A 25,928-nucleotide genomic window follows, 5' to 3' on the forward strand; every position below is an offset into this window, starting at 1 on the left:
GAAGGACTGACATCCCATACTCCTCGCAGTACCGGCCAGGGATCGATCCTTCATATCGCAATCGGCCCCTGGCCACCCCTCCTTCCTCTCCTCACCACCGGAGAACGTGCCAGGCACTGTTCGGGGGATGAGAAGATTGGTGCATGAGTTCAGACGATCCGACGACGTTTCGACACAGTCCCCCGGGGTCTGCGCCACAACCTCGGCAACCGGCCCCCACCTCGACGGACACCACGTCTGGAGACTACGGTTCGGCCGATCCCAGCGGTCAGCTGCTGCTGAGGATCAGCGAGGGTGACGCGGCGGCGTTCGAGGAACTCTTCACGAACCAGTCCAGGATCCTCATGGCCGTGATCGTCCGGATCGTCAAGAGCCAGTCACTGGCCGAGGAGGTCCTGCAGGAATGCTTCACCGAGGTGTGGACGCGGTGCTCGGGCTTCAATCCCGCGAAGGGAACGGGCCGGGCATGGTTGATCACCCTGTGTCGCAGACGGGCCATCGACTGCGTGCGCAGCGTCCAGTCCCAGCAGGACCGGGACCTCGCCGATGGGCTGCGGTCCACTGCCGAGGCGGGTGATGAGGTGGCGCAGACCGTGATCGACCGGGCGGAATCGGACCGGACAGTCTCGGCGCTGAGGGGACTGCCGGAGGATCAGAGCAGACCGATCGTCATGGCGTTCTATCAGGGTCTGACCCACGCTCAGATCTCGGAGAGCCTCAAGGTGCCGCTGGGCACCATCAAGTCACGGATCAGAGACGGAATGAAGAAGCTGCGAAAGGAATTGGAGGCGAGTCGATGAGCACCGATCGTGACTATCTGGCCGCCGGCCTGGCGCTCGGCGGACTCAGCGACTCCGAGTTCGCCGAGGCTCAGACGCTGGCCGACTCCGATGCCGACTTCCGTTCCGAGGTCGCCGCTTATGCCGACATCATGGCCGAAGCAGCCGAGTCCGACGAGCCGGTCGAGGTCAGCTCGGCGACTCGAGAGGCGATTCTCGCCATCCCCCAAACGCATGCGCAGCAGAGGTCGACGAACGAGCCGCTGAGCCCGGCGACTCAAACGCAGGCGAACTCGACCGCAGCGCACCCGGTCTCCCTCGCGTCTCCGACTTCGCTGGCCGACCACCGCGAGTCACGTCGTCGCTCATGGCTGCCTTATGCGGCCGCCGCGGCCGCGCTCATCGTCGCGGCTGGATCCGGGGTGACCGTCTGGCAGCAGACGCAGCGTCAGAACCAGCTCGAGGACGATCTCACCGCCGCACAGCAGCAGCTCGACGATTCCACACGGCTGATGCAAGCCGACGATCTGCGCACGAGCACGGACGAGCTTCCCGAGGGAGGAACGGTCACCGTGTCATCCTCGGAGTCAGAACAGCTCATCCGGATCAGCCCCGACGGTGTCGGCCGGGTTCCAGAGGGGAAAGCACTGCAGATGTGGGTGATCGGCGACGAGGGGCCCGAGAGCGCCGGACTGATGACCGGAGAATCGACGACGATCGCCGGCCACGCTTTCACCGACGCCAGCGTCTTCGGCATCACCATCGAGCCGGAGGGCGGATCCGATCAACCCACTACGGACCCGGTCGTGGCGATCGACCTGTAAGACCCGGCTCAGGGACGGCGCGTTGCAGACGGGTCGCCACCAGTCTTGTCGCGCTGCTTCCCGAGCACATCAGCCTCTTGAAGTGGATGAGGCCACCGAAGCTGCGATATGCGCCGTCGGGTGGATAGTTAGCTGGACTGTTCGCTTGACGCGTACTGGCACTTTACTTCACTAGGTGAAATACTATCCGAGTGAATGAAAACAACGCCTGTCCACGCGCCAGTCGCCGCGTCATCCGCACCCTCGTTCCCGCCCTCCTCATCCTCGGCTGGTTCGCGGTGTTCGGCTTCGGGGGAATGAGTTTCGGATCGATCGACGACGTCGCCACGGATGAACGATCCTCGTTTTTGCCTGCGAGCGCCGAGTCCACGCAGGTCCAGAACGAGATCGCGAAGTTCACCGGCTCGGATGCGATCCCCGCGATCGTGGTCGCCGAACGCAGCGAGGGGCTCAGCGATGCAGATCAGCAGGATCTCGAAACCTTCGCCGAGGCGGCCGCCGAAGTCACCCCCGGCGCAGAGACCTCCCCTGTCATCCCGTCCGAGGACGGCAAGGCTGCCGAACTCATCGTGTCGATCCCCTCCGACGTTGAGATCGCAGACGTGGTCGAAAAGCTCCAGAGGAACGCCGATCGCACACTTCCGGGAATGGAGGTGTGGGTGAGCGGCCCTGCCGGCTTCACGGCTGACCTGCAGGCGGCCTTCGGCGGCATCGACGGCATCCTTCTCGTCGTGGCGCTGGCAGTCGTCTTCGTCATTCTCGTCGTCGTCTACCGATCCCTTCTGCTGCCCATCCTCGTCCTCCTCAGCTCCATGACGGCTCTGTGCGCAGCCGTGCTCATCAACGTCGCCCTCGCTCGCGAAGGCATCGTGACGCTCAACGGCCAGGTGCAGGGAATCCTCTTCATCCTCGTCATCGGCGCTGCCACGGACTACTCGCTGCTCTTCATCGCTCGCTGCCGGGAGTCGCTGCGAGACAGCACCTCCGCCTCGACTGCGGCGTGGACGGCGGTACGCGGAGTCTTCGAACCGATCCTCGCTTCGGGCGGGACCGTCATCGCCGGGCTTCTGTGCCTGCTCCTGTCCGACCTCGGCTCGAACTCCGCGCTCGGTCCCGTCGCCGCCGTCGGCATCGCATGCGCGATGCTCACCACGCTCACCTTCCTGCCGGCCATGCTCGCCGTCGTCGGCCGCGCCGCATTCTGGCCGCGGAGTCCGAAGTTCGCCAGCTCTCACCCCGACCTGACCGGGCCGAACGCCAGGGGGCTGTGGCCGCAGGTGGGGCGGTTCGTCTCCGCGGCCCCACGCCGGGTCGTCACCGGGGTCGCCGTCGTCCTCCTCGCCGGCTGTGCGGGGTTGGCGTTCCTCGACGCCGACGGTGTGCCGCAGAGCGAATTCGTCCTCGGAGACAGTCAGGCTCGAGACGGGCAGCAGGTCATCGACAGGCATTTCACCGCCGGGTCAGGCAACCCCGCCTACGTGCTCGCACCCAGCGATGAACGGCAGCAGGTCGCCGAGGCGATCGCATCGACACCGGGCGTTGACAGTCTCAGCCTCGTCGCACAGGATGCCCCGTCGGGGTCCACCGCGATTGACGACCAAGGTGCTGTCGTCGCGGACGGGCGCTCTGGTCAACCACCGGCAGAGCCGACGGAGATCGACGGGAAGATCATGTTCTCACTGACCCTCTCCGCACCCGCTGACTCGCTGGAGGCCGAGGGCACCATCGAGGATCTTCGTGGGAATCTCTCATCGACCCAGGCGCTGGTCGGCGGAAGCACGGCTGTCGATCTCGATACGAACAACACCTCGTCGCGGGATCGGGCAGTGATCATTCCCATCGTGCTCGTTGTCATCACCGTCATGCTCGCTCTGCTTTTGAGGTCGCTGCTGGCGCCGCTTCTGCTGCTGGCGACCACCGTGTTGAGCTTCGGCACGGCCCTGGGTGTCGGTGCGCTCATCTTCCGCCTCATCGGCCAACCCAGATCCGACCCGTCGGTGCCGCTGTACGCGTTCGTCTTCCTAGTCGCTCTGGGAATCGACTACAACATCTTCCTGATGACCCGAGTGCGCGAAGAGGCGCTCACCCATGGGACCAGGGAAGGCACGCTGCGGGGACTGTCGGTCACCGGCGGTGTGATCACGAGCGCCGGAATCGTTCTGGCGGCCACGTTCGCCGCTCTCCTCGTCATCCCGATCCAGTTCCTGCTCCAGCTTGCGATCATCGTCGCGCTCGGCGTGCTGCTCGACGCTCTGATCGTGAGGACTCTGCTCGTCCCTGCCCTCAACATCTGGATCGGCGACAGGATCTGGTGGCCGTCACAGCTGGCCGCGCCGGCCAAGCACTGAGGCTTCTGACCGCGGGCTCTGCGGCGTGGGGCCGTCGCGCATGACGGTCACGTTCACGTTGCGGAATCGAGGCTTAGGCGCCGGTGTCCTCCTGCCGGGGAGGGCGGTCCCGTCCAGAATCGGCATCGGGATCCGTGAGGTCGCGTTTCGTGTCTCGGAGGAAGCGGATGACGACCTGCCGTTCGGCCGAGCTGAGCCGGGCCGCAGCGTGGAAGCGCCTGGACTGCGCCCGCCCGACGGTGTCGACTGCCGCCGTGTAGGTGGCCGGAGTGATGCTGATCGCCTGAGCCCGACGATCGCTGGGGTGCGGCTCGCGCACGATATGGTCGCTGCGCTCCAACCGGTCGAGCAGCTTCGTCGTCGCTGAAGCGGAGATATTCAGATGCTCGGCGATGCCTCCGGGAGTGCCCACTCGCTGCTGGTGCTGACAGATGATGAGGTAGTGGAGCGCGCGCATGTCGGTGGCGTTGAGCTTCATATAATCCTGCGACTCTTCTGACATCACTCGCTCGGCTTCACGCAGGTCAGCGAAGGCCGCCATCAGCTCCCCGATCTCAGCGATCTCCGCCGATGAGAAGCCCGATCGGTCAATGAGGGTCTGGTCTGGGTCGCTCGAGACGACGTCGTAGACCGCTGACTTCTCGAAATCTGCCACCCTGCGCTCCCACCTCTGCTGTCGCACTCGGCTCCGCTGCATTCGCTTACGAGGCGGAACAGCTTCCATTCTAGTCCTCGAGCACCGTCCAACAGCCGAGGTCGAATCGGCCTCTCCCTCCCGTCCGGACCATTCGACCCCAGCACTTGAGCCAGGTGGCTGCATCGATCAGCACGACGGCGGACTGAGCGCCTGCTCAGTTGTCGCAGTCGACGATCACGCGGCCCTTGCTGCCCCCGGAGAGCAGCGATGCGAAGGCCCCTGGGATCTGGTCGAATCCGGTGTGGAGTGTGTGCAGGCTCCGGACCTTCCCTGCACGCAGCCACCTGGAGACGGTGGCCTCGAAGTCGGGGCGCAGGTCTTCGTTCGCGGACACGTCGAAGCCGCGCATGGTCAACTGCCCGAAGCTCATGCGCTGGTAATTCGCTGGCCCCTGACGGTCGCTCCCTTTCCCGTACTGCGAAGCGGCCCCGCAGATCACGATGCGCCCGCCGTGGCGCAGAGTCTCCAGTGCGGCTTCCAACTATTGTCCGCCCACATTGTCATAGAACAGGTCGATTCCTTCCGAAGCTGCTTCACGAAGCAGATCCAGTGCCGAGCCGTCACGGTGGTTGAAAACCGCGTCGGCTCCCAACTCGCGCAGAAGTCCGACCTTTTCCCCCGTGCCCGCACTGCCGCACAACAGCCTGTCATGACTGCGTCGTGCTGTCCACACTCTCCATCATCCGGGCGTCTGGACCGATCGGCTCTCTCACACCGCTGTGGTCCCGCCGATGTTCCTTCTGTCAGAAGGGGGAGGTATCGCTCGCGATGTTTACGATGTAATCTTCTCGGCGAGTGTTGTTTATGGTCGGCAGGCTCGGTGGATGGGGCGGCACCTGGAATCGCATCCGCCGGCAGACCAAGAAAAAGACAACTCTCCAACGTCGGCTGAGCTCAGCCTCGGCGTTGATCAGATTCCTCACCGGCTTTCGATCCGATGGTGCCGCACTCACAGTGAAACCGATAAGGAAGATAAATTATGGCTATTGTCCTGTGGATCCTCGCCGCGCTGCTCGTCATCTCAGGCGTTTTCGCAATTCTGCGCAAACAGATTCTTTGGGGCGTCGTCCTCATCGTCGTCGGCTGCCTCGTCGGCCCAGGAGGGGTGAGCATCTTCGCCTGATCCTCTCCCGCCTTCACGTGAGGTGTCATTCCCAGTAGGGAGGCCTCGCGTGAAGCCGGGAACGACGGCGACACCTTTCAGTGCACTGCGGAGGAGGACAGCCTCCGACTCCGCTTCGGCAGGAAAGCACCGTCGCTTCACGTCAGTTGACGCAAGTAGCTGCTGAAGCCGCCGCGTACGCGACCGGACAGACGAGCAGACGTGAGCACTCTGCAGTCATCGGTTCTGCGAATGCGGCCGCCCTCGCGCAGCACCGCATCGACGATTGCTTCGTCCTCACCACATTTCAGCGGAGGCACGCCTCCCATGGCTTCGAGTGCGCTGACGCGCAGACCCATGTTCGCTCCGAATATGTACGGGTGGTTCTCGAGCAGTTCGTGGTTGGCATGCCAAGTTGCGATCAGTTCCGCTGTTGCTGTCTCAGGGCGTGGGGCCACAGTGCCCACCAGGCAGTCGACACCTGTCGCGGCGAGTTCAAGATGCGTGGTGATCCAATGTTCGGGCACTCTGCTGTCGGCGTCTGTGAATGCGATCCACGCCGAGCCGGAGTCTTGTTCTGTTATCAATTTCTCTGTTCGCATGAAGTGCCTCCATCCGAAGTCGCGGGCTCGACCGACGGACTGAAAAGAGGTCGCGAGGACGAAGACATCGAGATGGCGGGCGGCAAAGTCCTCGACGATGCCCTCCGTGGCATCGGTACAGGCATCTGCCACGACAAGAACTCGAAACCGACAGTCGATGCCTCTCTCGACAGCGTATGAGCGTGATCGCTGCACCGACTTGAGGCACCCGAGAATGTCGTCCTCCTCATTATGGGCCGGGATGATCACGCCCAAACGCGCGATCATGCGTGCCCCTCCGATGCGGCTGGGCGGAAGTCCTTGTCGACCGTGATGATGTCAAGACGGTAATCCCCTTCATACCGGTGTTCGACCCGATGATGAGGCCAGGCGCCCAAGCAGATGCGATGGACTTCATAAGCATCCAGCGGCCAATCGTCGATCTCGCCCCTCCAATGGCAGAGCACCAGGACGAAACGAACCGTTGTCGAGCCATCGATCTTCTCCAAGGTGTCGAGAAGCTGAGAACGACTGAGGTAGTAGCCGGTCTCCGACAGCACGACACAGTCGAAAGTGCCCTGAGGCCATTCGAAGGGGATGGTGGCGTGGACGAAGTGGATTTCCGCCAACGGGATCGCCCCTCGCCGTCTGGCGATTCGCAACGCCTCCTCACTGGCATCGACTGCCGTCACCTGTGCACCGATACCGGCGAGATCATGAGTCAAAGCGCCTACCGAGCAGCCGATCTCAAGGATATGAGCGTACGGAACCGCAGGCAGATGGGTGAGGAGATTCCTGCGTTTGGCGATCTCATATTCGGAACTCCACACCTGCCAGGGGTCGCACCGTTGGACGTGGACTTCGTCGAAGACCGCAGAAGCCGCACTGGCGTCGTGGAGCTTCGCTGAGCCGTCGCCACCGGGCACCGGAGCCGCACCGCCGCGGAAGTCCGAAAACGCGAAGGTGTCTCCCCCACGACGGAAGTGTTCGACATGAGCGGGGCTGAGGATTGCTTCGTCTCCGGGCTGATCGGATAGCGCTGACACTTGCGACGGATACCCGTCGAACACTGCCTGTCTGTCGAAGTTCGCTGGATCGGACAGAAACGACCAGCTGCGCCACGCCTCATCGGCAGGGACTGCCCAATGCCAGTACCAGATCGGGTACTCGAGCACCATCGTGCGATGCTCACGCCCCAACTGCAGGGCCGCTGCACCGATCGCCTCATGATCACCATGTCCGTCCCGACTGTAAGGTGAGACGAGCACGACGGGTCCCTGGTGCTGGTCCACTTCGACCGCGATCGCGTCGAGGATCCTCTGGCTGAATGTGCTCAGCTGCCCATCAGGCAACCCCACGAAGCGGCGAGACAGACAACCATGGTCGAACAGATCCATTGCCGCATTGAACTCGCGAAGACGAATCTCTCTGAGGTCCTCAGTCGAGTGGGTGGGAGAATCCGGATGGGATTGTTCCCCTGCGGTGAAGAGCAGAACGACGACTCGATGAGCGGACCGGCGCAGGCGGGCGAGGAGGCCAGCGGCTCCAAGGGCCTCATCGTCCGGATGTGCGGCAAGGATGATGAACGTGGCATCGGCTGGCATGGCCTCGACCAGGAGCGCGGGAAGATCCTGGACGCCGGCTTCCGTCCAGGAGGCTTCGGACGTACCGGGGTCACGATGGTCAAAAGCCATCGCGGTCGACCTTCGAGCGAAGTTCCGCGCCGAGAGCGGCTTCGTCGCGGGGACCGTGGTGCTGACTGATGTAGACGGTGAGGTCAGCGTCGGCTTTGGCGAAGCCGACATCACCTGTCAGCGCCGCCGGTCCCGCGATTTCGCGACTTAGGTGCTGGATCCGGCGGACTCCTGAGTAGACGATATTGCGCACTGTCAGGGCCAATGTCCAGGCACGTGCACGGGAATACTCGTCACTCCCGTCGGCTGCGGCCGTTGCCTGCGCGAGGGCGCTGCGAATCGAGAATATCTCAGCCTCGAGCTGACCGATCAGCATCTCACCGACTGAGGATGGGTTGGAGCGCTTGCCGTGACGTCGCACGGCGTTTCTGGCCAGTCCCACGGCTGCGCCGAACCAACATGCTGCCACTCGGATGCCTCCCCATGCGAACGCAGGTCGCTCCAGGTACCAGTTCGGCGGTCCGAGGACGGTGATGGGCGTTTTCGTGAATGCCACACTGCCGCTTGGGATCTCCTGCAGACCCACGCTCGGCCAGGCAGTCGGCTGGGCCTGCACTCCGGGATCCCTGAGATCAACGGCACAGGCGTGCGATCCCGCGTGGCTGTCGGCGATGACGATCGCGTGCGAGAGCTCGGCTGCCAAGGAACACCAGGCTTTTTCCCCATCGATCACGGGCTGTTCGGCATCTGTAGACACGGTGAGGACGTGGGCTGGAGCTTCGGCGGCGTAGACGCCCCAGGTCGAGCCATCAGGTGCGTCGTGTCCGGCTTCGGCAAGGATTCCCAGTGCATCCACATGGGGTTCGAGCATCCGAGCAACAGCGACGTCGATGGCCGCCACCTCGACCAGCGACTCCCACTGCAGCATGTGAGACGACGTCCCGGTCAGTCCGAGAAATCGACTCAAGGCGCGAACCCTGTCAGCAGTCTGCGCATTGCTAGTGACCAATTTTCTCAGATCATCCTGGCAGGCGGGTTCGTCGCGCCAGGAGCCCAGAGGCGCCGAAATCATCCCTGTGATCGGTATGCGGTGCTGTGTGTTCATGTCGTATCTTTCTGAAATCGCTGGGCAGGTCCTTATCAGCCATCAGGAGTTCTGGCTGACATCATCGGTGTACGGGTGGTTGTCGGTATAGACTCGTTGTCGCATGCGCTGTCCGTGAGTCAGTCGCTTAACATCTAGGTCAGAGTCGAAGCTTGCGCCGATACCGCCGGCGACGACGCCCATCGCTGCGCTGAGCCAGGCGATGTCGAGATAGTTGGCCAGCGTCGCTTTCTGCTGGATCTGGGACGTCATGAATTCGGGGTCGATGACGATGAGACCGCCCAGCAGAATGAGGCCGACCAGTCCCGCGTAGAGCGCGAGCACGGTGATCAGCAGGGTCAGGACGGTCGAGAGGTTGTAGTACATCACCACAGTTGCCAGGCTGTCTTTGCGCGGTTCGTCCCAGAGTTTGTGGTTGATGATCAGCCAGGTGACCATGACCAGGATGGCAGCCGCGCCGATCGAAAGCAGCCGCGCGGTGGACAGGTAGGTCGACATCTGCCAGATGGAACTGTAGAAGATGCCGAAAGCTCCTGTGGCCGATGCCGCGGCGAGGGCTCCAGAGAGCTTCGGGACCGTGCGCCACGGGTCGTTGGCCATCGTCATTCCCATCACCAGCCGTGGGCCTCCGGTGATTGTGTGGGCATGCAGCGACTGGTGCTGTGCGTCTTCGTTGTCTGACCAGTCAGACCAGCGGAGCAGAAACCGACGGGTCGTATCTTCGGGATCCCACGGCACCAGTTTGTTGATCGAGCTCATCAGCGCCTTGATGATGCGTCGTTTGGTTGACCATGCACCCAGAGTGGGACAGGACACGATTGCCAGATTGCTGTCGGAGTGCACCTCGGCGATCAGCGGATCGCCCTGAGTGTGACGCGGGATCTCGGTGAGGATCAGGACGATGTTGACGTCCGGGTAGTCGGCGCGAAGGTCTTCGACAGCGCTGAGGTCGAGTTCGCTTTCCGGTGTCAATCGGATGGTGTCAGTGAGCGTATGCAAGGTCGTCGTGACCCCATACGCGTCTTGCAGAAACGTTTCGAGGCGTTGATGGATCGCGGCCGCTCGGCGGCTGGGCAGGCCCGGGTCGGCCACGAGAAGGACCTGAAGGGCCTCTGAAGAGGTGTCGAGCATATTGATCCTTCTCAGCTCGGTGAGCTGTTCTGGGGTGTGGCTAATTGGTCGGTGAGAGGCGGATGCGTTCGATGAGCTCGTCGAGGGCATCGTCGAACTGGCGTTGGCGATGATCTTCGCTGAGCAGGTCACTCAGCGCGTTCACGGTGGGGTACTCCGTCAAGTCGGAGTCGTCATCGGTCCTCCCGTGCTCGTCTTCGTCGATGATGGCGAAACTCGTGGAATGGACTTGCAGGAGCAGATCCCCGATGAGGAAGCTGGTGAACGATTTGTACGCGCCGACAGCCCCCGCATCGGAGAATCCGAATCGCTGCAGGTTGGAGAGGAACTCCTCGACCCAGCGCAGGCTGCGCAATGGAGGGCGCAGCCACGGGGCTTGGGCTGGTTGAGTGGCGATCAGCGGAAAGATCCCGGGATGATCGTAGGCAAGATCTTTGGTCGTGTTGGCCACCCGTTGGAGATAGTCCTCCCACGACGACGGAGTCTGCTTCATCAGCTCATTTTCGAACAGGCTGTCGATGAGAGCTTCGACCATCGCTTCGAGAAGATCTTCGCGTCCCGAGACATGCCGATACAACGCCATGGCTTCCACCCCGAGGTAGTGCCCGAGGCGTCGCATCGTCAGCGCATCGAGTCCGTGGGCGTCGACGAAGGTGATCGCCGCTCGCACGATGTCGTTTCTGGTCAGGCGGTTCTGGGCCATGGGATCCTCCCTGCCCGGGTTGACGAAGGTTGAACCTGCTCACTCATCTTGCGTGTCACACAGGCGAACACATCCTTTCAATTCCCCGTCGTGATTAGCGTGTAAACACTTTTACGTGGCGCCTTCTAGGCTACATCGACCCCGCGACAACGAGAACCCCCTCGAGAATTCGGTTCCGCCCCCTCGCTCAAGCGCGTGGCATCTGTTAGCGTGATTACGTCGTAAACATGAAAGGAGTCGACATGAAACCCGCAGTCAAAGAATTCCAGGACGATACCGAGCTGATGGATGAAGTGAAACGCCAGGCGGGAGCGGGCATCGCCAAGGATGACCTCTTCGTCATCTCACATGACGATGACCGCACCGACCGCGTCGCAGGCAGTGTCAACGCCAACGAACCCGACGATCTCAGCAATCTCGTAGGCACGCGGTATGACAAGAAGGGCGACGAGCTGCGCGCGATCTTCGAAGATTTCGGCTTCACGTCGGACGAGTCCGACGGACTCGAAGAGAAGCTCGATCACGGCAAGATCCTGCTGCTGATCAACAGCTGACGCACAGGCAGCCGAACACTTCTCACACAGGATCTCTTATCGCACCGGGTCCCGCTGGTCGCGCGAGACCTGTCATGCACATGAAAGGAAGAAACATGAACGACACTTCCCCCGAAACCGACAAGCTCAAGGGCTCCGCGAAATCTGCCGCAGGCAAAGCCAGCGGCGATAAGGGCCTTGAGGCCGAAGGCAAGACCGACAAGATCCAGGCCGAGGGCAGACAAGCTGCAGAAGAGATCAAGGACACGGCTCACGGAGCCGCCGAATCTCTGAGAAACGGCCCGAAGCACTGACGCTGCCCGGCGGAAGGGCAAGGACCAGGTTCTCGCCCTTCCGCTGCCCCGGAAGGAGCAGAACTCACCGAGTCTCAGCGGCAGACGAGTCAGAAGAGCGAGAAGAACATGGCAGAGACCAACCCTGAACATTCGTTCATCGTCGTGGCGAACCGCTTACCCGTCGACCGGTGCGAAGACACCTGGCAGACCGCACCCGGAGGCCTCGTCTCCGCACTGGCACCAATAGTCAAAGCCGAACGCGGGGCCTGGATCGGGTGGGCTGGAGCCTTTGTCGAAGCGGTCGCGCCATTCGAATTCGACCAGATGTCACTCGTTCCTGTCCCTTTGAGTCACGCAGAACACCGGGACTACTACGAGGGGTTCTCCAATGGCGTGCTGTGGCCGCTCTACCACGACCTCATCGTCACTCCTCAGTACCATCGCACTTGGTGGCGCGCATACCGAGCGATCAATTTCCGGTTCGCTCAGGCGGTCGTCCGAACAGCCGCCTTCGGAGCCACCATCTGGGTCCACGACTATCATCTGCAACTGGTTCCGCACATGATCAGGCTGCTCCGCCCCGACGTGCGGATCGGCTTCTTCAACCACATTCCCTTCCCCCCGTCGAGCTGTTCGGACAGCTGCCCTGGCGCAGAGAAGTCGTCGAAGGTCTGCTCGGAGCCGACGTCATCGGCTTCCAGCGCAGCTCGGACGCGGAGAACTTCAGGGCGGCGGTGCGGAAATTTGCCGCTGATTCCGATGCCCCGTCTCCCCTGATCGAGGCTTTTCCCATCTCGGTCGATACCGAGGCGATCCGTCAGGCCGCGAACTCGGAGTCGGTCGCTCGAACGGCGACCCAGATTCGCCGTGATCTCGGCGATCCGGACATCCTGATGCTGGGCATCGATCGTCTCGACTACACCAAAGGCATCCCCCACCGCCTCCGGGCGTTCGATGAACTCCTCGCCGACGACCTGCTCTCACCGAAGACCACGAACTTCCTGCAGGTGGCCGTGCCCTCTCGCGAAGGCATCGCAGCCTATCAGGACCTCCGCGACGAGGTGGAGCGACTGGTGGGACGGATCAACGGTCGTTTCGCGACGCTGGGTCGAGGCATCGTCCAATACTCACACCATTCATATTCGTTCGAGGACACTGTGGCCCTGTACCTCGCCGCCGATGTCCTCGTGGTGTCGTCCCTCCGCGATGGGATGAATCTCGTTGCCAAGGAATTCGTCACCGCCCGCAGAAATAGGGCCGGAGCGCTCGTGCTCTCAGAGTTCGCCGGCGCAGTCGACGAACTCGAGCAAGCCATCGTCGTCAACCCGCACGATATATCAGAGCTGAAGAACGGAATGCACCAGGCTGCGTGCCTCGATGACACCCAGGCGCGGGAGCGAATCGCAGCGATGACGGCAACGGTCGAAGACCACGATGTGCACCGTTGGGCACACAGATTCCTCGCAACTCTGCGAGCAGCTTCGCCGCTTGGTCTCGCGATGGGAAAGACTGCGACTGACCATCACGACCGGACTCCACAGAAAATGACGTCATGTGAGTGACGAATCGGCTCGCCCGTCAGCCTCCTCTAACTGATCACCTCAGACATCACAAAGACCGTCACCGAACTCCCGGCCAGGTCGATCCGCAGCTTCCCGTCGTCGCCCATGCCGCCGGCGTCAGCCGACACCCCGGACCCATCCAGCGAACTCGACGCCGACGCAGACGCACTGGAAGAAGGCCCAGAAGCACTCTCACCACTGAACGGCACATCAGCCGGCAGCGGATTCGCCGGCACAACCTGAGTCGCACTCTTCACACCGTTCGACGCCCCATACACCTGAGAAGCCGACGTCACACTGAACCCCGACGGCATCGCCAGCGTCACCGGATTCCCACCCACCGAAGCCGCGTCGTTCGCGTTGATCACAGTCGTGACCAAGTTGCGCCCGTCGTTCTTCACCACCGTGTAGGCGCTCATATTCCCACCGCCGGAAACTGAAGTCCGCGTGAAATGACCACCAACACTCGGCACCAACAACCGCAGCCCCAACATGTTCGGCCTCGCCTGAAACTCCTTCGACCGGTCCCCGTGATCGGCCGGATCGCAGATGAGCGACATCGGCGCTCCCCCATTGCACGCCCCGAGCATCGAATGCATGGCCATCCGCTCGACACCGAGCGTGGCCGCATACATCGTGTAATCGGCCGCCCACAGCGCCGACGCGTTCGTCAGTGACGTGTCGTTCGTGCCCGGGCAACTCGTTGGCCCCGTCTCTTCGAGCCACAGCGGCAAATCCGCAGCGTCAGCCTTCGATTTCCCGATGCCGAGGTTCTTCTTCGCCGCCTTCTTCGCCAAGGGATCGATAAGGTTCGCCGCCTGCGGCCCCCGCCCTGGAACCTGAGACGAATCGCATTCGTAGAGCTGATACCAGTGCTGCGAAATCGCCTTCTTATGCTTGACCCCGGCGCCGGCGAAAGCGTCCATCCACGCCCCGTCGTAGACATCGGGACCGATGATCGGCGCATCCGGCCGTTTCGCATGGATCGCCTTGGCATACGCCTCAAGCTGCTCCACGTATTTATCCTTGTTCCATCCCTTGCCTCGCACGGCACCGCTGGGCACATCCTTGACGGTGTACCCGTTCGGTTCGTTGCCGATCGCCAGACCGACAAGAGAATCGCCGAGGATGTCGACCGCATGCGCGGCCATGTCCGCTCCGCGTTTCGGATCGTAGGTCCCCAGAGGAATGCCGATGGTGACCGACGAACCGGTGACGTCGACGAGCTTCTTCAGCCGCTTGAGGTCATCAGGGGTGACGGTCACCTTCTCACCATGCTTCGGCTTCTCACCCTGGGACGTCCAGAACGTCCTCCGGTCGAGAGCATTGCCGCCGAACCGCAGCGCCGGCGATCCGAGGGACTTCAGCTGCTCGTCGAGGTTGGACTGCGCCGGATCGAGTCGAGGATCGGCAAGGTCGGTGGCTTCGAACGAGATTCCGACATTGTCTGCTGTGAGGCCCGGACCCGTTTTGTCGGTGGACGCAGTCACCACCGCATCGTCTCCGGAGACCGCGCCGGCAAACGACTGTTCGAATTCGGTCGGAGTAGGACTCGGCTCCGGGGACTGGCTCGAGGACGATGAATCGTCCGAATCGAACCACGAACACCCCGACAGAACGAGGGCGAGCGCCACCACGCCGCCCTGGATACTCCTTCTGAGGTTCACTCCAACAACTCTGCCCTGTCCCCGCGGAATCAACAACTTCCACAGTCATGGCATCGTAGAGGTGGAGACCACGCCACCTGCAGAGAGGAACCACTGTGCCCGCCAACACCGGCAGTTCCTCTCTCACCCCCATCCGCGGAGCCCTCGGTCTCTCGGTGGCGATGGGCATGGGCCGGTTCTTCTACACCCCGGCCCTGCCGCTCATGGTCGCGGCCCTGCATTGGGGTTCCGCTCCCGGCGCGTGGATCGCGACGCTCAACTACGTCGGCTACTTCATCGGCACCCTCGTCATCGCCCAAGGCCGGGTCGAACCCAACCGCTTCGTCTACCGCCTCAGCCTCATCGTCTCCACACTCGGCCTCGCCGCGGTCGCCCTGACCCCGAACCTTTTCTGGCAGGGCGGCATCCGCACGATCGCCGGCATCGCCTCGGGGCTGATCTTCGTGTGCGTGACCCAGCGGATTCCCGCGAACTCCCGCAAACCGCGCGACGGCGGCATCTCCTACGGCGGAGTCGGCTTCGGCATCCTCGTCTCCGGAGCCATCGTGCTCGCCGCCGGTAGCTTAGCCGACTGGCGCCAGCTGTGGCTCATCTGCGCGGCCGTGTCCGCGATCTTCTCCATCATCGCCTGGACCTGGCCGATCCCCGCCCGGATCCCACAGAACACCACCCCCACCGAGGCTGCTGACCCGACCGAATCATCCGATCCGACCGCGACTGACACCGTCCACTCCCCCGCCGACACCAGCCCCGACGCCGTCACCCCTTTCGAGGCCAACCGCCGCCGAGCCATGGCCATCCTCTCCACCGGCTACTTCTTCCAAGGCGGCGGCTACATCATCATCGGCACCTACCTCGTCGTGCTCGCCGGTCCCGTTTTCGGCGCAACCGCTGCCGCCTCGACGTGGCTCATCGCCGGGATCGCGACGGCGGCATCTCCCCTGACGTGGTCAGTTGTCGCGGCCCGCATCGGCACCGTCAAGGCGCTGACGATCTGCTACTGCCTCCAGGTCTTCGGCGCTCTGCTCGCGGTCTTCGGTTCCTCCCCGATCGTTCTGATCATCGCCGCTGCTCTCTTCGGCTTCACGTTCGTCGGAGTGGTCATGATGACGATCGGGATCGGCACACAGATGGGAGTCGCGAACGCCTCGGCGAAGCTGACGTCCTGGTACAGCATCGGTCAGATCGTCGGACCGGCCATCGTCGCAGCAGCCATGAGCGAGCACATCGCCGCAGCGTTCATCGCCTCGGCGATCGCTCTAGCCATCGCCATGGCGCTGACCTTGGTCGGCGTCCTCACCGGCAACGTCGACCGCTGACCGTCTGACTCGCCGCGCCGCCTGCGGCCCGAAGAATCTTTCACGATCGCTCTTGCCAAAACGGTCGCTCAATAATAATATTTCGGTAATATTAATCCTGCTCAATGACGAGGAGTCTGACACGTGTCATCGCTGTTCCCGAAACTCTTCAGCCCCATCGATCTGGGCCCGCTTCGTCTGCGCAATCGGATCGTCTCCTCCGGCCACGACACGATGCTCGCCGACGACGGCACGATCGGCGCCGATCTCATCGCTTACCACGAACGCAGGGCCGCCGGCGGCGCCGGGCTGATCGTCCTGCAGGTCTCGGGAGTCCACCCGACCGCCCGTTACACCAGCCACGTCCTCATGGCGACGGACCCCGATGCCGCCGACGGGTACAGCGCCATTGCCGATGCCGTTCACAAGCACAGCTGCGGAATCGTCGCCCAACTGTTCCACCCCGGCCGCGAAGTCATGGACGGAGAGCAGGGCATGGCGCCGCAAGCGGTCGCACCCAGCGATCGCCCGCAGGAACGCTTCCACGTGGTCCCCCAGGAGTTGTCCACGGACGTCATCGACGAGATCGTCGAAGGCTACGGTCAATCGGCCGAACTCATCTGCCAAGCCGGGGTCGACGGGGTCGAGGTCGTCGCCAGCCACGGCTATCTGCCGATCCAGTTCATCAATCCCGCCGTCAACAGCCGAACCGATAAATACGGCGGATCCCCGGAGAACCGACTGCGATTCCTCCTCGACGCCATCGCCAGCGCACGACGCGGCGCCGGCGAGAACAAGGTGGTCGGCCTCCGCATCTCCGGGGACGAGCTCACCAGCAACGGGCTCGTCGATTCCGAAATTCTCGAAGTCATCAAAGCCACCGAAAACCAGGGCATGGTCGACTACATCTCTGTCACAGGTGGAGATTCCTCCACTCTGCAGGGAGCCCAGCACATCGTTCCGTCCATGCAGTACGAGCCGGCCTACCTCGGCCAATTATCGGAGCAGATCAAGAAGTTCACCGACCGCCCTGTCATGGTGGCCGGTCGAATCAATCAGCCCCACGAAGCCGAGAAGGCCATCGTCGACGGTCAGACGGACCTGTGCATCATGACGCGGGCGATGATCTGTGACCCGGAGATCGCCGGCAAAGCCGAACGGGACGCCGTTGAGGAGATCCGGGCCTGCATCGGCTGCAATCAGGCCTGCATCGGACATTTCCAACAGGGAGTCGGCATCAGCTGCATCCAATACCCCGAATCTGGCAGAGAGCTGACCTTCCTCCCCCGGCCGAAGGTCCGAGAAGCCTCACGACTCCTGGTCGTCGGCGGCGGACCGGCCGGCATGAAAGCCGCGGCAGTCGCTGCCGAGGCCGGTGCGCAGGTCACACTGCTGGAGCGCGAGAAGGCGCTCGGCGGGCAGGTTCTGCTCGCCGAGAAGCTTCCGCACCGGTCCGAATTCGGAGGTGCGGCGACCAACCTGACTGCGGAAGCGCAACGGGCCGGAGTCGACATCCGCACCGGCACGGAATTCTCGGCGAGCCACCTCGGCGAGCTTCGCCCCGATCACGTGATCTTCGCGACCGGATCGACGGACCGTGATCCGGACTTCGAGATCGTCGACTCTCCTCTGGTGCTCACGTCTCGGCAGTTCCTGACCGATGCACCCGAGCTCCCACCGGGAGGCGTCCTCATCGCTGATTGGAAGGGTGACTGGGCGGGGATGGGCCTGGCCATCATGCTGGCGCGCAAGCGGCAGGTCACGCTGGCCACGGCAGCCAACTTCGCCGGTGCCGGGATTCAGCAGTACACCAGGACGGCACTCATGCCCGAGCTCATCCGTGCGAAGGTCGATTTCGTCAACGATGCCCGCTTGGCGGGAGTCGACGAAGACACCGTCTACCTGCAGTCGACCCTGTGCGATGAGGTCATCGAGGTCGAGGGCATTGCCACGACCATCGTCAACCATGCCCCTCATGCGGTGGTGCCCGACATCGATCTGAACGGGATTCCCTCCGTTCGGATCGGCGATTGCAAGGCCCCGCGCACGGTCGAAGAGGCCGTCTACGAGGGGCTCACGGCCGCGAACGAGTTCATCCTCACAACCGGTCACCGAATCCCGGTTGGCGCCTGATGAGCACCAAGCCAGGTCGCCCGTCCCTGTCCCGCGACGAAATCGAGGATCGCAAGGGCGCTGTCATCACCGCCACCCTCAACCTGATCAGCGAACGCGGCACCAGCGGAATCCGCCTCAAAGACGTCGCGCGGGAAGCGGGAATCTCCGTTGGGACGATTCAGCACTATTTCGATTCCCGCGAAGATCTCATCATCAGTGCCTACCAGCAGCATTCGAAGAACGTCATCGCCCTGATCGAAGGGTCATTCAACGACGCAGCGGACCCGTGGACCAGCCTCGCGCAAACGATCCATGACTTCCTTCATCTCGCGGACTTCTCCACGCGAACTCGGCTGTGGATCGAGTTCGTGGCCGCGGCGACGAGAAATGTTGAGCTTCGCTTCCTGCTCGACGAAGTGTTTCTCGCGTGGAAGCAAGTCATTCGGCGCATCGTCGAAGCAGGAACTGCCGACGGAAGCTTCAGCCCACAGGTGGACGCGGAAATCGCAGTCGACGCCCTCCTGGCCCAGCTCGACGGCTTTGAGATCGCGCACGCAACAGGTGCCGCCGGCACAAATGTCGAACGCATCGAAGCAGTGCTCAACCAAACAGCCCAGGTGCTCCTGGGCGCCCCGAGTTCTCCAACGTCGGAAACCGCGGACACCTCGTCCGCATCTGTGGCCCCCGTCGCCTCAACATTCGACTGATTGCTCCAAGAAAGGAACCTCTCATGTGGGGATCTATAGCAGTCTCGATCGTGTACTCCGTCGTACCGATCTGCTGTGTACTCATCGGTTTCGGTCTCATTCGCAGAGACTACGGAACCCCAGAATCCACCGACACGACCAGCCCGCAGTCTCGCTCGAACGAAGAAGGGGGCCTCTGACATGTTCGCTGTCGCCATCTTCGGAAGTTTTCTTCTCTACCTCGTCATCGGCGCGGCCGTCGGCCGCAAAGTGAAAGACAAGTCCGACTATTATGTCGCCGGTCGCGCGGCTCCCACGTTCCTGGTCGCAGGAACTCTGGTCGCGTCGTTCCTGTCCACTGTGTCGTTCATGGGAGAGCTCGGGTTCTCCTACGACGGATATCCCGTCGTCATGCTGCTGCTGACGGCGTTCAATATCTCCGGCTACGTCCTCGGTGTCATGCTCTTCGGCCGGTACCTGCGGCGTTCCTCGGCGCTGACGGTGCCTGAGTACTTCGGTAAGAGATTCAACTCCCCCGGCCTCCAGGCGTTGGCCGGAGTGATGGTCGTCGTCGGCATCGGGCTCTACCTCGTCGCCGTGACTCAGGGTCTGGTTCTGGTAGTCGGCCAGCTGGTCGACCTTCCAAGCTGGGTCATTCTCGTCATCGTGTGGGCCTCGTACACGATCTTCACCTTCCTGTCGGGATCCCAGGGCGTGCTGGTCAACGACACCATCATGTTCGTCGTCTTCACAGTGGCAGCGATTCTGGGCATGGGCTGGATCATCGGCGCCTCCGGAGGCCCCGTCACCGCCATGCAGAAGATGGCCGAGTTGACCAGCAAACCGGACGGCATCGCCTGGCACGGGCTGACGGGACCGGACAACTACATCGGCACCCCGGCACAGGCGGTCATCTACGCGGTGACGTTCGGCATCGTCTGGTGCACCGTCGTCGCGGTGAGCCCGTGGCAGTCGAGCCGTTTCCTCATGGCCAAGAACGAACACGTCGCCATTCGCTCGGCGCTGTTCGCGACCGCGGCACTGGCTGTCACGTATCTCTTCCTGACCTTCGGTGGCTTCTCCATCAATCTGTTCAACGACGGAATCGACCCGAGCGAGATCGCATTCATCTGGGCCGGACAGAATGTCCTGCCGTCCCTGCTGGGTGTCATCGCCGTGACGGGAATTGTGGCCGCCGGGCTCTCGTCCGCGGCGTCGTTCCTGTCACTCATCGGGTTCTCGGCGGCCAACGACGTCATGCCCTACCTCACCGGCCGACGGGTGCGCACACCTGAATTCGCAACAGCGACTGTAAGCTCACGGCCGTCCGCCGGCTCACCGGCTTCATCCGGGACGAACACGGGGGTCGCGACTGCCGCCGGCGGGCCGGCCGATGACACGGGCGATTCGGCAGACGACGACAAACGAGGACTGCAGATTGCCCGCTGGACGATGGTCGTGGCCGGGCTGGTCGTTCTCGCCATCACTTGGGTAGCTCCTCCGGCAGTATTGACGATCGGCTACTTCGCGGCGACTCTGTTCGCTGCGTCGTGGGGACCCATCGCCTTCTGGAGTGTGCGGTCGACGAAGCTGTCTGCTCGCGCAGCTGCCGTGGGTATGATCGCGGGCTTTGTCGTGGTCGCCTTCTTCGAGTCGCTGTCCGAGTTCGCCGGCTTAGAGCTACCCGACCTGCTCAACCCTACAATCCTGGGATTTGTAGCATCGATCGGCGGCACCTTGTTGGGAAACATCGGCACGCAGCCGTCGAAGCTGGGCAATCAGTTCAGAGAGAAACTGATGGAAGTACCGCTCGAGGACCGAGATCCGCAGAAATATCGGCGAACTCGCGTGTGGGTGATCGGAACAGTCGTCGTCCTGTTCTTGTGCGGTGCCGCGATGCTGCTGCTCTACGCGATCCCCTACGCATCCACTCTCAGCTGATCAGAGGGCGAATCCGCTGCTGAGCACGGAGAACTTCGACGCGGCCGCCAGTGCTCAAACCAGCACTGGCGGCCGTACGATCTCCTCAACAGCTCCACTCAGGCCCGCAATCGCCACACCCCCGAGGTGGCATATAAGCAGCCATGCATGTCAGACTACGTAGGCGATTGCCCATTCAATGATCGCTTGATCAGCGAATTGGCACACCGACTACGACAGCCTCCCCAGAGGAGCGCGGAGGAACCGAAGGAGCTATCCCCCATGACAGAGACTCCTGGGATCACAGGTCATTGGGACATCGATCCCTCACATTCTCGACTGGGATTCTCCACACGCCACGCCATGGTGTCGCGTGTGCGCGGAGCGTTCAATGATGTCTCCGGCTTCGCCGACATCGCCGAGGATCTCGCCGACTCGAAGGCCGAGGTCATCATCCAGACCGCGAGCGTCGACACCCGCAGCGAGGGCCGCGATGAGCACCTGCGCTCGGCGGACTTCTTCGACGTGGAGACCTACCCGGAGATCCGCTTCGTCTCCTCCGCTATCGATGAGGTCGACGAAGGCTCCTACATCGTCACCGGTGAGCTGACGATACGTGACATGACGAAGACTGTGTCCGTTCCGCTCGAGCTCATCGGCGTGGACACCGACCCGTTCGGCAACCTGCGCGCAGGCCTCGAGGGCTCGCGTCGCATCGACCGCAGGGACTGGGGCGTGACCTGGAATACGAAGCTCGATTCCGGTGGCGTGCTCGTCAGCGACAAGATCACGCTCGAGTTCGAGCTGTCCCTTATCAAGAACCTCTACGAGGCGGCCCCCGCCGATTCGTCCGAGACCATCGATGCGGACGCGACCCCCACCAAGACACCGGAACCTACCGCCGAGGCGTCCTCCGCCCCCGAGGCTCCTGAATCGGTGACCCCGACCCCGGCAGCCGACGAGACTGCCCCACCCGCGCCGAAGGCCCCGGAGAGCGCAGCATCGGTGGCCCCGAATGCGGAACCGGCCGGTACGGAGTTCCCTCCCCCGCCACCGGTCAAGCCAGCCGAAACTCACGCTGACAAGCCGACAGAAAAGGCACCTGAGACCAAGTAGTCGGGTGATCAGACGTCCGGAAGCACGTTCGGAAAGCTCTTCGGCCTCCGCTGAGAACCAACCGACTGGGATACCGTCAGAACGAAGACCACACCACTCGCTGTAACCGCGTCGGAAGAGGCACTCAACGCGTTGCCGAAGGCCACGATTACCCGAGTGCACAGTCCTGAAGCAGACTCTCTTGGGCTCCCTATGTCGGACTGTGGCCAACCCGGCGAGCGCTTCACTTCGTGGATAGAGTCTCCTCATGACATCCCGCAGAAACCCTTCGGCTATCGATGCCCTCGCCGATGCCTACTTCGAAGAGCTGACCGTCCTCTCCCCGTCGATCTCGCTGTTCCTCGGAACCGAGAACCCTCACGGCTTCGACGACTACTCCCCCGAGGGACTGAAAGCCGCCAACGACTTACGCTCTCGCACCCTGGCCAAGGTCGATGCTGCGGAGGCCGACGGACTTTCGACGAACAGCCTGGATGTCACCGACCTTGTCACCATCGATGCGATGCGCGAACGTCTGGGCACCGCCACGGACCTCTTCGACGCCGGCCTGCAGCACACTGTCCTCAACGTCATCGAATCGCCCGTGCAGCAGATGCGGGACATCTTCGACCTGCTGCCCACCGACTCCGCGGCAGGATGGGAAACGATCTCAAAGACCATGGCCGCGCTGCCGCGCTCGATCGACGGCTACCGGGAATCACTTCGATATGCACGGGACCAGCTCGACCGGGTGCCCGCACGCCTCCAGATTGAGCGAGTTGCCGACCAGGCAGATGCGCTCGGTCAGGCAGACAGCCGCTTCACCACGATTGCCAACGAGGCCAGCAGCTCCACCGGCGAGACCCTCGCCCGCGAACTGACCTCTCACGCCCAATCCGCCAGAGCGGCCTTCAGCAGCCTCGCCCATTTCCTCCGCACCGAACTGGCCGGCTCCGCTCCGGAGAACGAAGCCTGCGGCCGCGACGACTATGCCCTGTTCTCACGTGAGTTCCTCGGCGCCGAGGTCGATCTGGAAGAGACGTACGATTGGGCCCTCGAAGAACTGGCCGCCATCGATGCCGAACAGAAGCAGACCGCGGCCCGCATCGACCCGAACGTCGAACTCTTCGAGCTCATGGCCCGACTCGACAGCGATCCGCAGCGCGCTCTCCACGGCACGCAGGCTCTTCAGGAGTGGATGCAGACGGTCGCCGACGAAGCGATCACAGAACTCGGCAAGACCCACTTCGACATTCCGGAACCGCTGCGGACAATCGAGTGCATGATTGCTCCCTCGGCCACCGGAGCGGTCTACTATTCTCAGCCCAGCGAGGACTTCACCCGTCCGGGCCGGATGTGGTGGTCGGTGCCCGACGGCGTCACCGAATTTGCCACGTGGCAGGAGAAGACCACGGTTTACCACGAAGGCGTTCCGGGCCATCATCTGCAGATGGGGCAGGCGTCCTATCTCGCCGATTCGCTGAACAAGTGGCGGCGGCACGTCTGCTGGGTCTCCGGCCACGGTGAGGGCTGGGCCCTCTACGCCGAACGGCTCATGGCCGAACTCGGATTCCTCGACGAACCCGGCGACTATCTGGGCATGCTCGACTCCCAGCGGCTGCGCACCTCACGGGTGGTCGTCGACATCGGCTTCCACCTCGGCCTCAAAGCCCCGGCCCACCTCGGTGGTGGTGTCTGGGACTGCGCAAAGGCGTGGGAATTCCTCACACAGAACGTTGCCATGGACCGGACCTTCCTTGCCTTCGAGCTCGACCGATACCTCGGTTGGCCCGGGCAGGCTCCGAGTTACAAGATCGGTCAGCGATTGTGGGAGGACATCAGAGACGAATCCCGCGCTGCTGCGGGCACGGGGTTCGACCTCAGAGATTTCCACAGTCGCGCACTGAACCTCGGGTCGATCGGACTCGATCCGCTGCGCAGGGCGCTGCTGCGCTGAGTCCGGTCCACTTCCGGGAGGGGGTGTGTCTCACCAGCGCCCCCTCCCGGCAGGCCTTGCGACCTTATTTGGTCTCCCACTCCCAGAAGTTCCAGAACATCGACGGGTCAAGCGTCGTCGTCGATACATTCGAGACTTTGTCCCCATGGATCGTCAGAGACGGGTGCTGGAAGAGCGGCAGCCCGAAGGCATCATCGACGAGCTGCTGCTCGACGTCCCCGGCCAAAGAAGCCTGCTTATCCGGGTCGATGGTCACCAGCATCTCATCGAGCGTCTTCGTCAGATCCTTGTTGTCGTACCCGCTGTAGTTGTTCAGCGCGCCCTTGCGGTAGTACGAGTCCGACTCCGTCACCGCCGTCGTGGAAAGTGCCCACCCGAACAGCGAGGCATCGTAGGTTCCATCGCCGAGGCGGGTCCCCCAGTTGACGTCACCGGCGTCTTCGACCTTGAAACCGGCCTTCTCTGCTGATTCCTTGATCAGCGCGAACAGTTGGGAACGTCTGGCATTCGTGTTGTCGTAGAGGAAGCGCACGCTCGGCCCCTGGGCACCGGCTTCGTCCAGCAGCTTCTTCGCTCCATCGATGTCGACCTCGTCGTAGTCCGAGATTCCGGACTCGGCGACGATGTCGTCGTACAGCGGCGAGTCAGGAGCCTGGTTGAACGAATCCCGTACCTCGGCCTCTTCGTTGAGAGGCTTGATGAGGCGGTCGATGATCTCCTGGCGTGGAAGTGTTTTGAGGAATGCCTGACGAACCTTGAGCGCAGCGTCTTCGTCCCCACCGTAGCTGGCCGGGTCGAAGGGGCCATTGTTGTCGAATGTGAGGTCGACATGTTCGAATGTGGCGTCCTCGCCGGGCAGGATCGACACCTCGTCGAGCTTCTCTGCAGCTGAGAGGACATCGGCCGTCGACTGCGGCTGGGTCAGGTCGACCTCGCCGTTCTCGATCGCTTGAACCATGGCCATCGGGTCGCCGTTGTAGCGGATTGTCACAGTGTCGATCTTGGGTTCGACCGGTCCGGTGTAGTCCTCGTCGCGAGACAGTGTGAGGTACTGCCCCTCTTCGAAGTCGGTGATCTCATAGGGCCCGTTGTGGACGAGAAGGTCTTTGTTCTCCGGCATCGAGGTGAAATCGAAACCGGTGTTCCAGAAGTTCGAGATCTTCGACAGGGCAGTCTTGTCGCCGGTTTCGATCGCCTCGAGGATCGCGTCCTTGCCCTCCTGCGGGTCTGTGGTGCCCAGAGCATTCTTGGCCACGATGTGTGCAGGCACTCCCGAACCGTAGGCTCCGAGACCGAATTCGGTCTCCCAGTCGGCGAAAGGCTCCGAGTACGTGAACGTCACTGTTTTGCCGTCCTCGCTGATCTCGGGGAAGTCCTCGATCAGTGGAGCGCCCACCGCCGAGGAGTCGAAGAAGACCGTGCCGTCGGGATTGTCCTGCAGGGTGCCGTCATCGTCTCGGTTGTCATCGATGGTGTTGAAGTGCTGTGACCGTGCTGCCCAGGTCAGAGCGAGGTCTGCGGCGTCGACCGGAGTTCCGTCTGACCAGTTCGCCTCCTCGCCGAATGTGTACTTGACCTTCAGCGGATCGTCGGAGACCTTCTCCACTTCGCCGAGCGCACCATCGTGGAGTTCGAGGTCATCGTCGTAGTACTTGAAATTGTCATTGCTCATATAGGCGACGATGGTGTTGGCCACAGCGTTGCCGTCCATCGTCATGTCATTCATCGACCGGAACGCTTCGTTCCATCCGATGTTGAGCACCGACCCCTTGCCGCCAGATGAGTCGCCGCCGCCAGGCGGCGTACATCCGGTCATGACGATCGCCGTAGCAGCGGCGAGACTTCCAGCAATGAAATGCTTCTTCACATTGTCCTCTGTTTCCTAGTGATCTTCT

At 62.6% G+C, this 25,928-nt stretch carries 21 protein-coding genes and 1 pseudogene; 13 read left to right on the forward strand and 9 right to left on the reverse strand.

Annotated features, from left to right (window positions below; translation table 11 throughout):
• Positions 1 to 143: 143 nt before the first annotated feature.
• The 3 genes from KTJ89_RS16310 (at position 144) to KTJ89_RS16320 (ending at position 3,951) form a co-directional block, all read left to right on the forward strand.
• Positions 144 to 800 (forward strand): sigma-70 family RNA polymerase sigma factor, encoded by a 657-nt coding sequence (locus KTJ89_RS16310; protein ID WP_259358486.1) that lies wholly within the window; start codon positions 144 to 146, stop codon positions 798 to 800.
• The gene (locus tag KTJ89_RS16315; RefSeq protein ID WP_259358487.1) at positions 797 to 1,603 is read left to right on the forward strand and encodes an anti-sigma factor; all 807 of its coding nucleotides are present in this window, start codon (positions 797 to 799) and stop codon (positions 1,601 to 1,603) included. The genes KTJ89_RS16310 and KTJ89_RS16315 overlap by 4 nt, the downstream gene beginning before the upstream one ends.
• A gap of 191 nt (positions 1,604 to 1,794) precedes the next feature.
• Entirely contained in the window at positions 1,795 to 3,951 is a 2,157-nt protein-coding gene (locus KTJ89_RS16320) for an MMPL family transporter (RefSeq protein WP_259358488.1), read from the forward strand.
• A gap of 73 nt (positions 3,952 to 4,024) precedes the next feature.
• On the opposite strand, the gene KTJ89_RS16325 is transcribed toward KTJ89_RS16320, so the two are convergent.
• Entirely contained in the window at positions 4,025 to 4,606 is a 582-nt protein-coding gene (locus tag KTJ89_RS16325) for a MarR family winged helix-turn-helix transcriptional regulator (protein WP_259358489.1), read from the reverse strand.
• Between the two features lie 196 nt (positions 4,607 to 4,802).
• Positions 4,803 to 5,129 carry a zinc-binding dehydrogenase gene (locus KTJ89_RS16330; RefSeq protein ID WP_259358490.1) on the reverse strand — a complete coding sequence of 109 codons (327 nt, stop codon included), beginning with the start codon at positions 5,127 to 5,129 and terminating at the stop codon, positions 4,803 to 4,805.
• 498 nt (positions 5,130 to 5,627) lie between these two features.
• On the opposite strand from KTJ89_RS16330, the gene KTJ89_RS16335 reads away from it, so the two are divergent.
• A complete protein-coding gene (locus KTJ89_RS16335; protein WP_172172188.1) occupies positions 5,628 to 5,771 on the forward strand; it encodes a GPGG-motif small membrane protein in 144 nt (47 codons plus the stop codon).
• A gap of 137 nt (positions 5,772 to 5,908) precedes the next feature.
• Here KTJ89_RS16335 and KTJ89_RS16340 read toward each other — a convergent pair whose 3' ends face one another.
• The 5 genes from KTJ89_RS16340 to KTJ89_RS16360 all read right to left on the reverse strand — a co-directional run bounded on the left by KTJ89_RS16340 (position 5,909) and on the right by KTJ89_RS16360 (position 10,904).
• The gene (locus tag KTJ89_RS16340; RefSeq protein WP_259358491.1) at positions 5,909 to 6,619 is read right to left on the reverse strand and encodes a glycosyltransferase family 2 protein; all 711 of its coding nucleotides are present in this window, start codon (positions 6,617 to 6,619) and stop codon (positions 5,909 to 5,911) included.
• Entirely contained in the window at positions 6,616 to 8,025 is a 1,410-nt protein-coding gene (locus KTJ89_RS16345; protein WP_259358492.1) for a PIG-L family deacetylase, read from the reverse strand. The genes KTJ89_RS16340 and KTJ89_RS16345 overlap by 4 nt, the downstream gene beginning before the upstream one ends.
• A complete protein-coding gene (locus KTJ89_RS16350) occupies positions 8,015 to 8,932 on the reverse strand; it encodes an acyl-CoA dehydrogenase family protein (protein WP_259358493.1) in 918 nt (305 codons plus the stop codon). Before KTJ89_RS16350 ends, KTJ89_RS16345 begins: the two co-directional genes overlap by 11 nt.
• A gap of 180 nt (positions 8,933 to 9,112) precedes the next feature.
• The gene (locus KTJ89_RS16355) at positions 9,113 to 10,201 is read right to left on the reverse strand and encodes a hypothetical protein (RefSeq protein ID WP_259358494.1); all 1,089 of its coding nucleotides are present in this window, start codon (positions 10,199 to 10,201) and stop codon (positions 9,113 to 9,115) included.
• 40 nt (positions 10,202 to 10,241) lie between these two features.
• The gene (locus tag KTJ89_RS16360) at positions 10,242 to 10,904 is read right to left on the reverse strand and encodes a TetR/AcrR family transcriptional regulator (protein ID WP_259358495.1); all 663 of its coding nucleotides are present in this window, start codon (positions 10,902 to 10,904) and stop codon (positions 10,242 to 10,244) included.
• 242 nt (positions 10,905 to 11,146) lie between these two features.
• Between KTJ89_RS16360 and KTJ89_RS16365 the strand changes: the two genes are divergently transcribed.
• The 3 genes and pseudogenes from KTJ89_RS16365 (at position 11,147) to KTJ89_RS16375 (ending at position 13,295) form a co-directional block, all read left to right on the forward strand.
• Positions 11,147 to 11,458 (forward strand): YflT domain-containing protein, encoded by a 312-nt coding sequence (locus tag KTJ89_RS16365; RefSeq protein WP_172172200.1) that lies wholly within the window; start codon positions 11,147 to 11,149, stop codon positions 11,456 to 11,458.
• Between the two features lie 95 nt (positions 11,459 to 11,553).
• Complete coding sequence (locus KTJ89_RS16370) at positions 11,554 to 11,751, forward strand: CsbD family protein (protein ID WP_259358496.1); 198 nt, start codon at positions 11,554 to 11,556, stop codon at positions 11,749 to 11,751.
• 108 nt (positions 11,752 to 11,859) lie between these two features.
• A pseudogene (locus tag KTJ89_RS16375) lies at positions 11,860 to 13,295 on the forward strand (alpha,alpha-trehalose-phosphate synthase (UDP-forming)).
• Positions 13,296 to 13,321: 26 nt separating this feature from the next.
• Here KTJ89_RS16375 and KTJ89_RS16380 read toward each other — a convergent pair.
• A complete protein-coding gene (locus KTJ89_RS16380) occupies positions 13,322 to 14,785 on the reverse strand; it encodes a hypothetical protein (protein ID WP_259358497.1) in 1,464 nt (487 codons plus the stop codon).
• A gap of 272 nt (positions 14,786 to 15,057) precedes the next feature.
• Here KTJ89_RS16380 and KTJ89_RS16385 point away from each other — a divergent pair, with 272 nt between their 5' ends.
• From KTJ89_RS16385 to KTJ89_RS16410, 6 genes are all read left to right on the forward strand, one after another.
• Complete coding sequence (locus tag KTJ89_RS16385; protein WP_259358498.1) at positions 15,058 to 16,281, forward strand: YbfB/YjiJ family MFS transporter; 1,224 nt, start codon at positions 15,058 to 15,060, stop codon at positions 16,279 to 16,281.
• 123 nt (positions 16,282 to 16,404) lie between these two features.
• Positions 16,405 to 18,393 carry an oxidoreductase gene (locus KTJ89_RS16390; RefSeq protein ID WP_259358499.1) on the forward strand — a complete coding sequence of 663 codons (1,989 nt, stop codon included), beginning with the start codon at positions 16,405 to 16,407 and terminating at the stop codon, positions 18,391 to 18,393.
• Positions 18,393 to 19,082 carry a TetR/AcrR family transcriptional regulator gene (locus KTJ89_RS16395; RefSeq protein ID WP_139906876.1) on the forward strand — a complete coding sequence of 230 codons (690 nt, stop codon included), beginning with the start codon at positions 18,393 to 18,395 and terminating at the stop codon, positions 19,080 to 19,082. The genes KTJ89_RS16390 and KTJ89_RS16395 overlap by 1 nt, the downstream gene beginning before the upstream one ends.
• A 180-nt stretch (positions 19,083 to 19,262) precedes the next feature.
• Positions 19,263 to 21,002, forward strand: coding sequence for a sodium:solute symporter family protein (locus KTJ89_RS16400; protein ID WP_139906875.1), 1,740 nt, complete (start codon positions 19,263 to 19,265; stop codon positions 21,000 to 21,002).
• A gap of 261 nt (positions 21,003 to 21,263) precedes the next feature.
• Positions 21,264 to 22,097, forward strand: coding sequence for a YceI family protein (locus KTJ89_RS19270; RefSeq protein ID WP_310650305.1), 834 nt, complete (start codon positions 21,264 to 21,266; stop codon positions 22,095 to 22,097).
• A gap of 247 nt (positions 22,098 to 22,344) precedes the next feature.
• Positions 22,345 to 24,033, forward strand: a complete 1,689-nt coding sequence (locus KTJ89_RS16410) for a DUF885 domain-containing protein (protein ID WP_259358500.1) — start codon at positions 22,345 to 22,347, stop codon at positions 24,031 to 24,033.
• A 64-nt stretch (positions 24,034 to 24,097) separates the two neighbouring features.
• Here the strand turns inward: KTJ89_RS16410 and KTJ89_RS16415 are convergent, their stop codons facing one another.
• Positions 24,098 to 25,900 (reverse strand): ABC transporter family substrate-binding protein, encoded by a 1,803-nt coding sequence (locus KTJ89_RS16415; protein ID WP_259358501.1) that lies wholly within the window; start codon positions 25,898 to 25,900, stop codon positions 24,098 to 24,100.
• Between the last annotated feature and the right edge of the window lie 28 nt (positions 25,901 to 25,928).

It is taken from the genome of Brevibacterium sediminis (assembly GCF_024895295.1).
Lineage (GTDB): Bacteria > Actinomycetota > Actinomycetes > Actinomycetales > Brevibacteriaceae > Brevibacterium > Brevibacterium sediminis.

Coding starts and splice junctions, on each gene's coding strand:
- KTJ89_RS16360 (WP_259358495.1), bottom strand. CDS start 10,904: ATGGCCCAGAACCGCCTGACCAGAAACGACATCGTGCGAGCGGCGATC.
- KTJ89_RS16395 (WP_139906876.1), top strand. CDS start 18,393: ATGAGCACCAAGCCAGGTCGCCCGTCCCTGTCCCGCGACGAAATCGAG.
- KTJ89_RS16345 (WP_259358492.1), bottom strand. CDS start 8,025: ATGGCTTTTGACCATCGTGACCCCGGTACGTCCGAAGCCTCCTGGACG.
- KTJ89_RS16400 (WP_139906875.1), top strand. CDS start 19,263: ATGTTCGCTGTCGCCATCTTCGGAAGTTTTCTTCTCTACCTCGTCATC.
- KTJ89_RS16335 (WP_172172188.1), top strand. CDS start 5,628: ATGGCTATTGTCCTGTGGATCCTCGCCGCGCTGCTCGTCATCTCAGGC.
- KTJ89_RS16370 (WP_259358496.1), top strand. CDS start 11,554: ATGAACGACACTTCCCCCGAAACCGACAAGCTCAAGGGCTCCGCGAAA.
- KTJ89_RS16365 (WP_172172200.1), top strand. CDS start 11,147: ATGAAACCCGCAGTCAAAGAATTCCAGGACGATACCGAGCTGATGGAT.
- KTJ89_RS16310 (WP_259358486.1), top strand. CDS start 144: ATGAGTTCAGACGATCCGACGACGTTTCGACACAGTCCCCCGGGGTCT.
- KTJ89_RS19270 (WP_310650305.1), top strand. CDS start 21,264: ATGACAGAGACTCCTGGGATCACAGGTCATTGGGACATCGATCCCTCA.
- KTJ89_RS16315 (WP_259358487.1), top strand. CDS start 797: ATGAGCACCGATCGTGACTATCTGGCCGCCGGCCTGGCGCTCGGCGGA.
- KTJ89_RS16340 (WP_259358491.1), bottom strand. CDS start 6,619: ATGATCGCGCGTTTGGGCGTGATCATCCCGGCCCATAATGAGGAGGAC.
- KTJ89_RS16410 (WP_259358500.1), top strand. CDS start 22,345: ATGACATCCCGCAGAAACCCTTCGGCTATCGATGCCCTCGCCGATGCC.
- KTJ89_RS16355 (WP_259358494.1), bottom strand. CDS start 10,201: ATGCTCGACACCTCTTCAGAGGCCCTTCAGGTCCTTCTCGTGGCCGAC.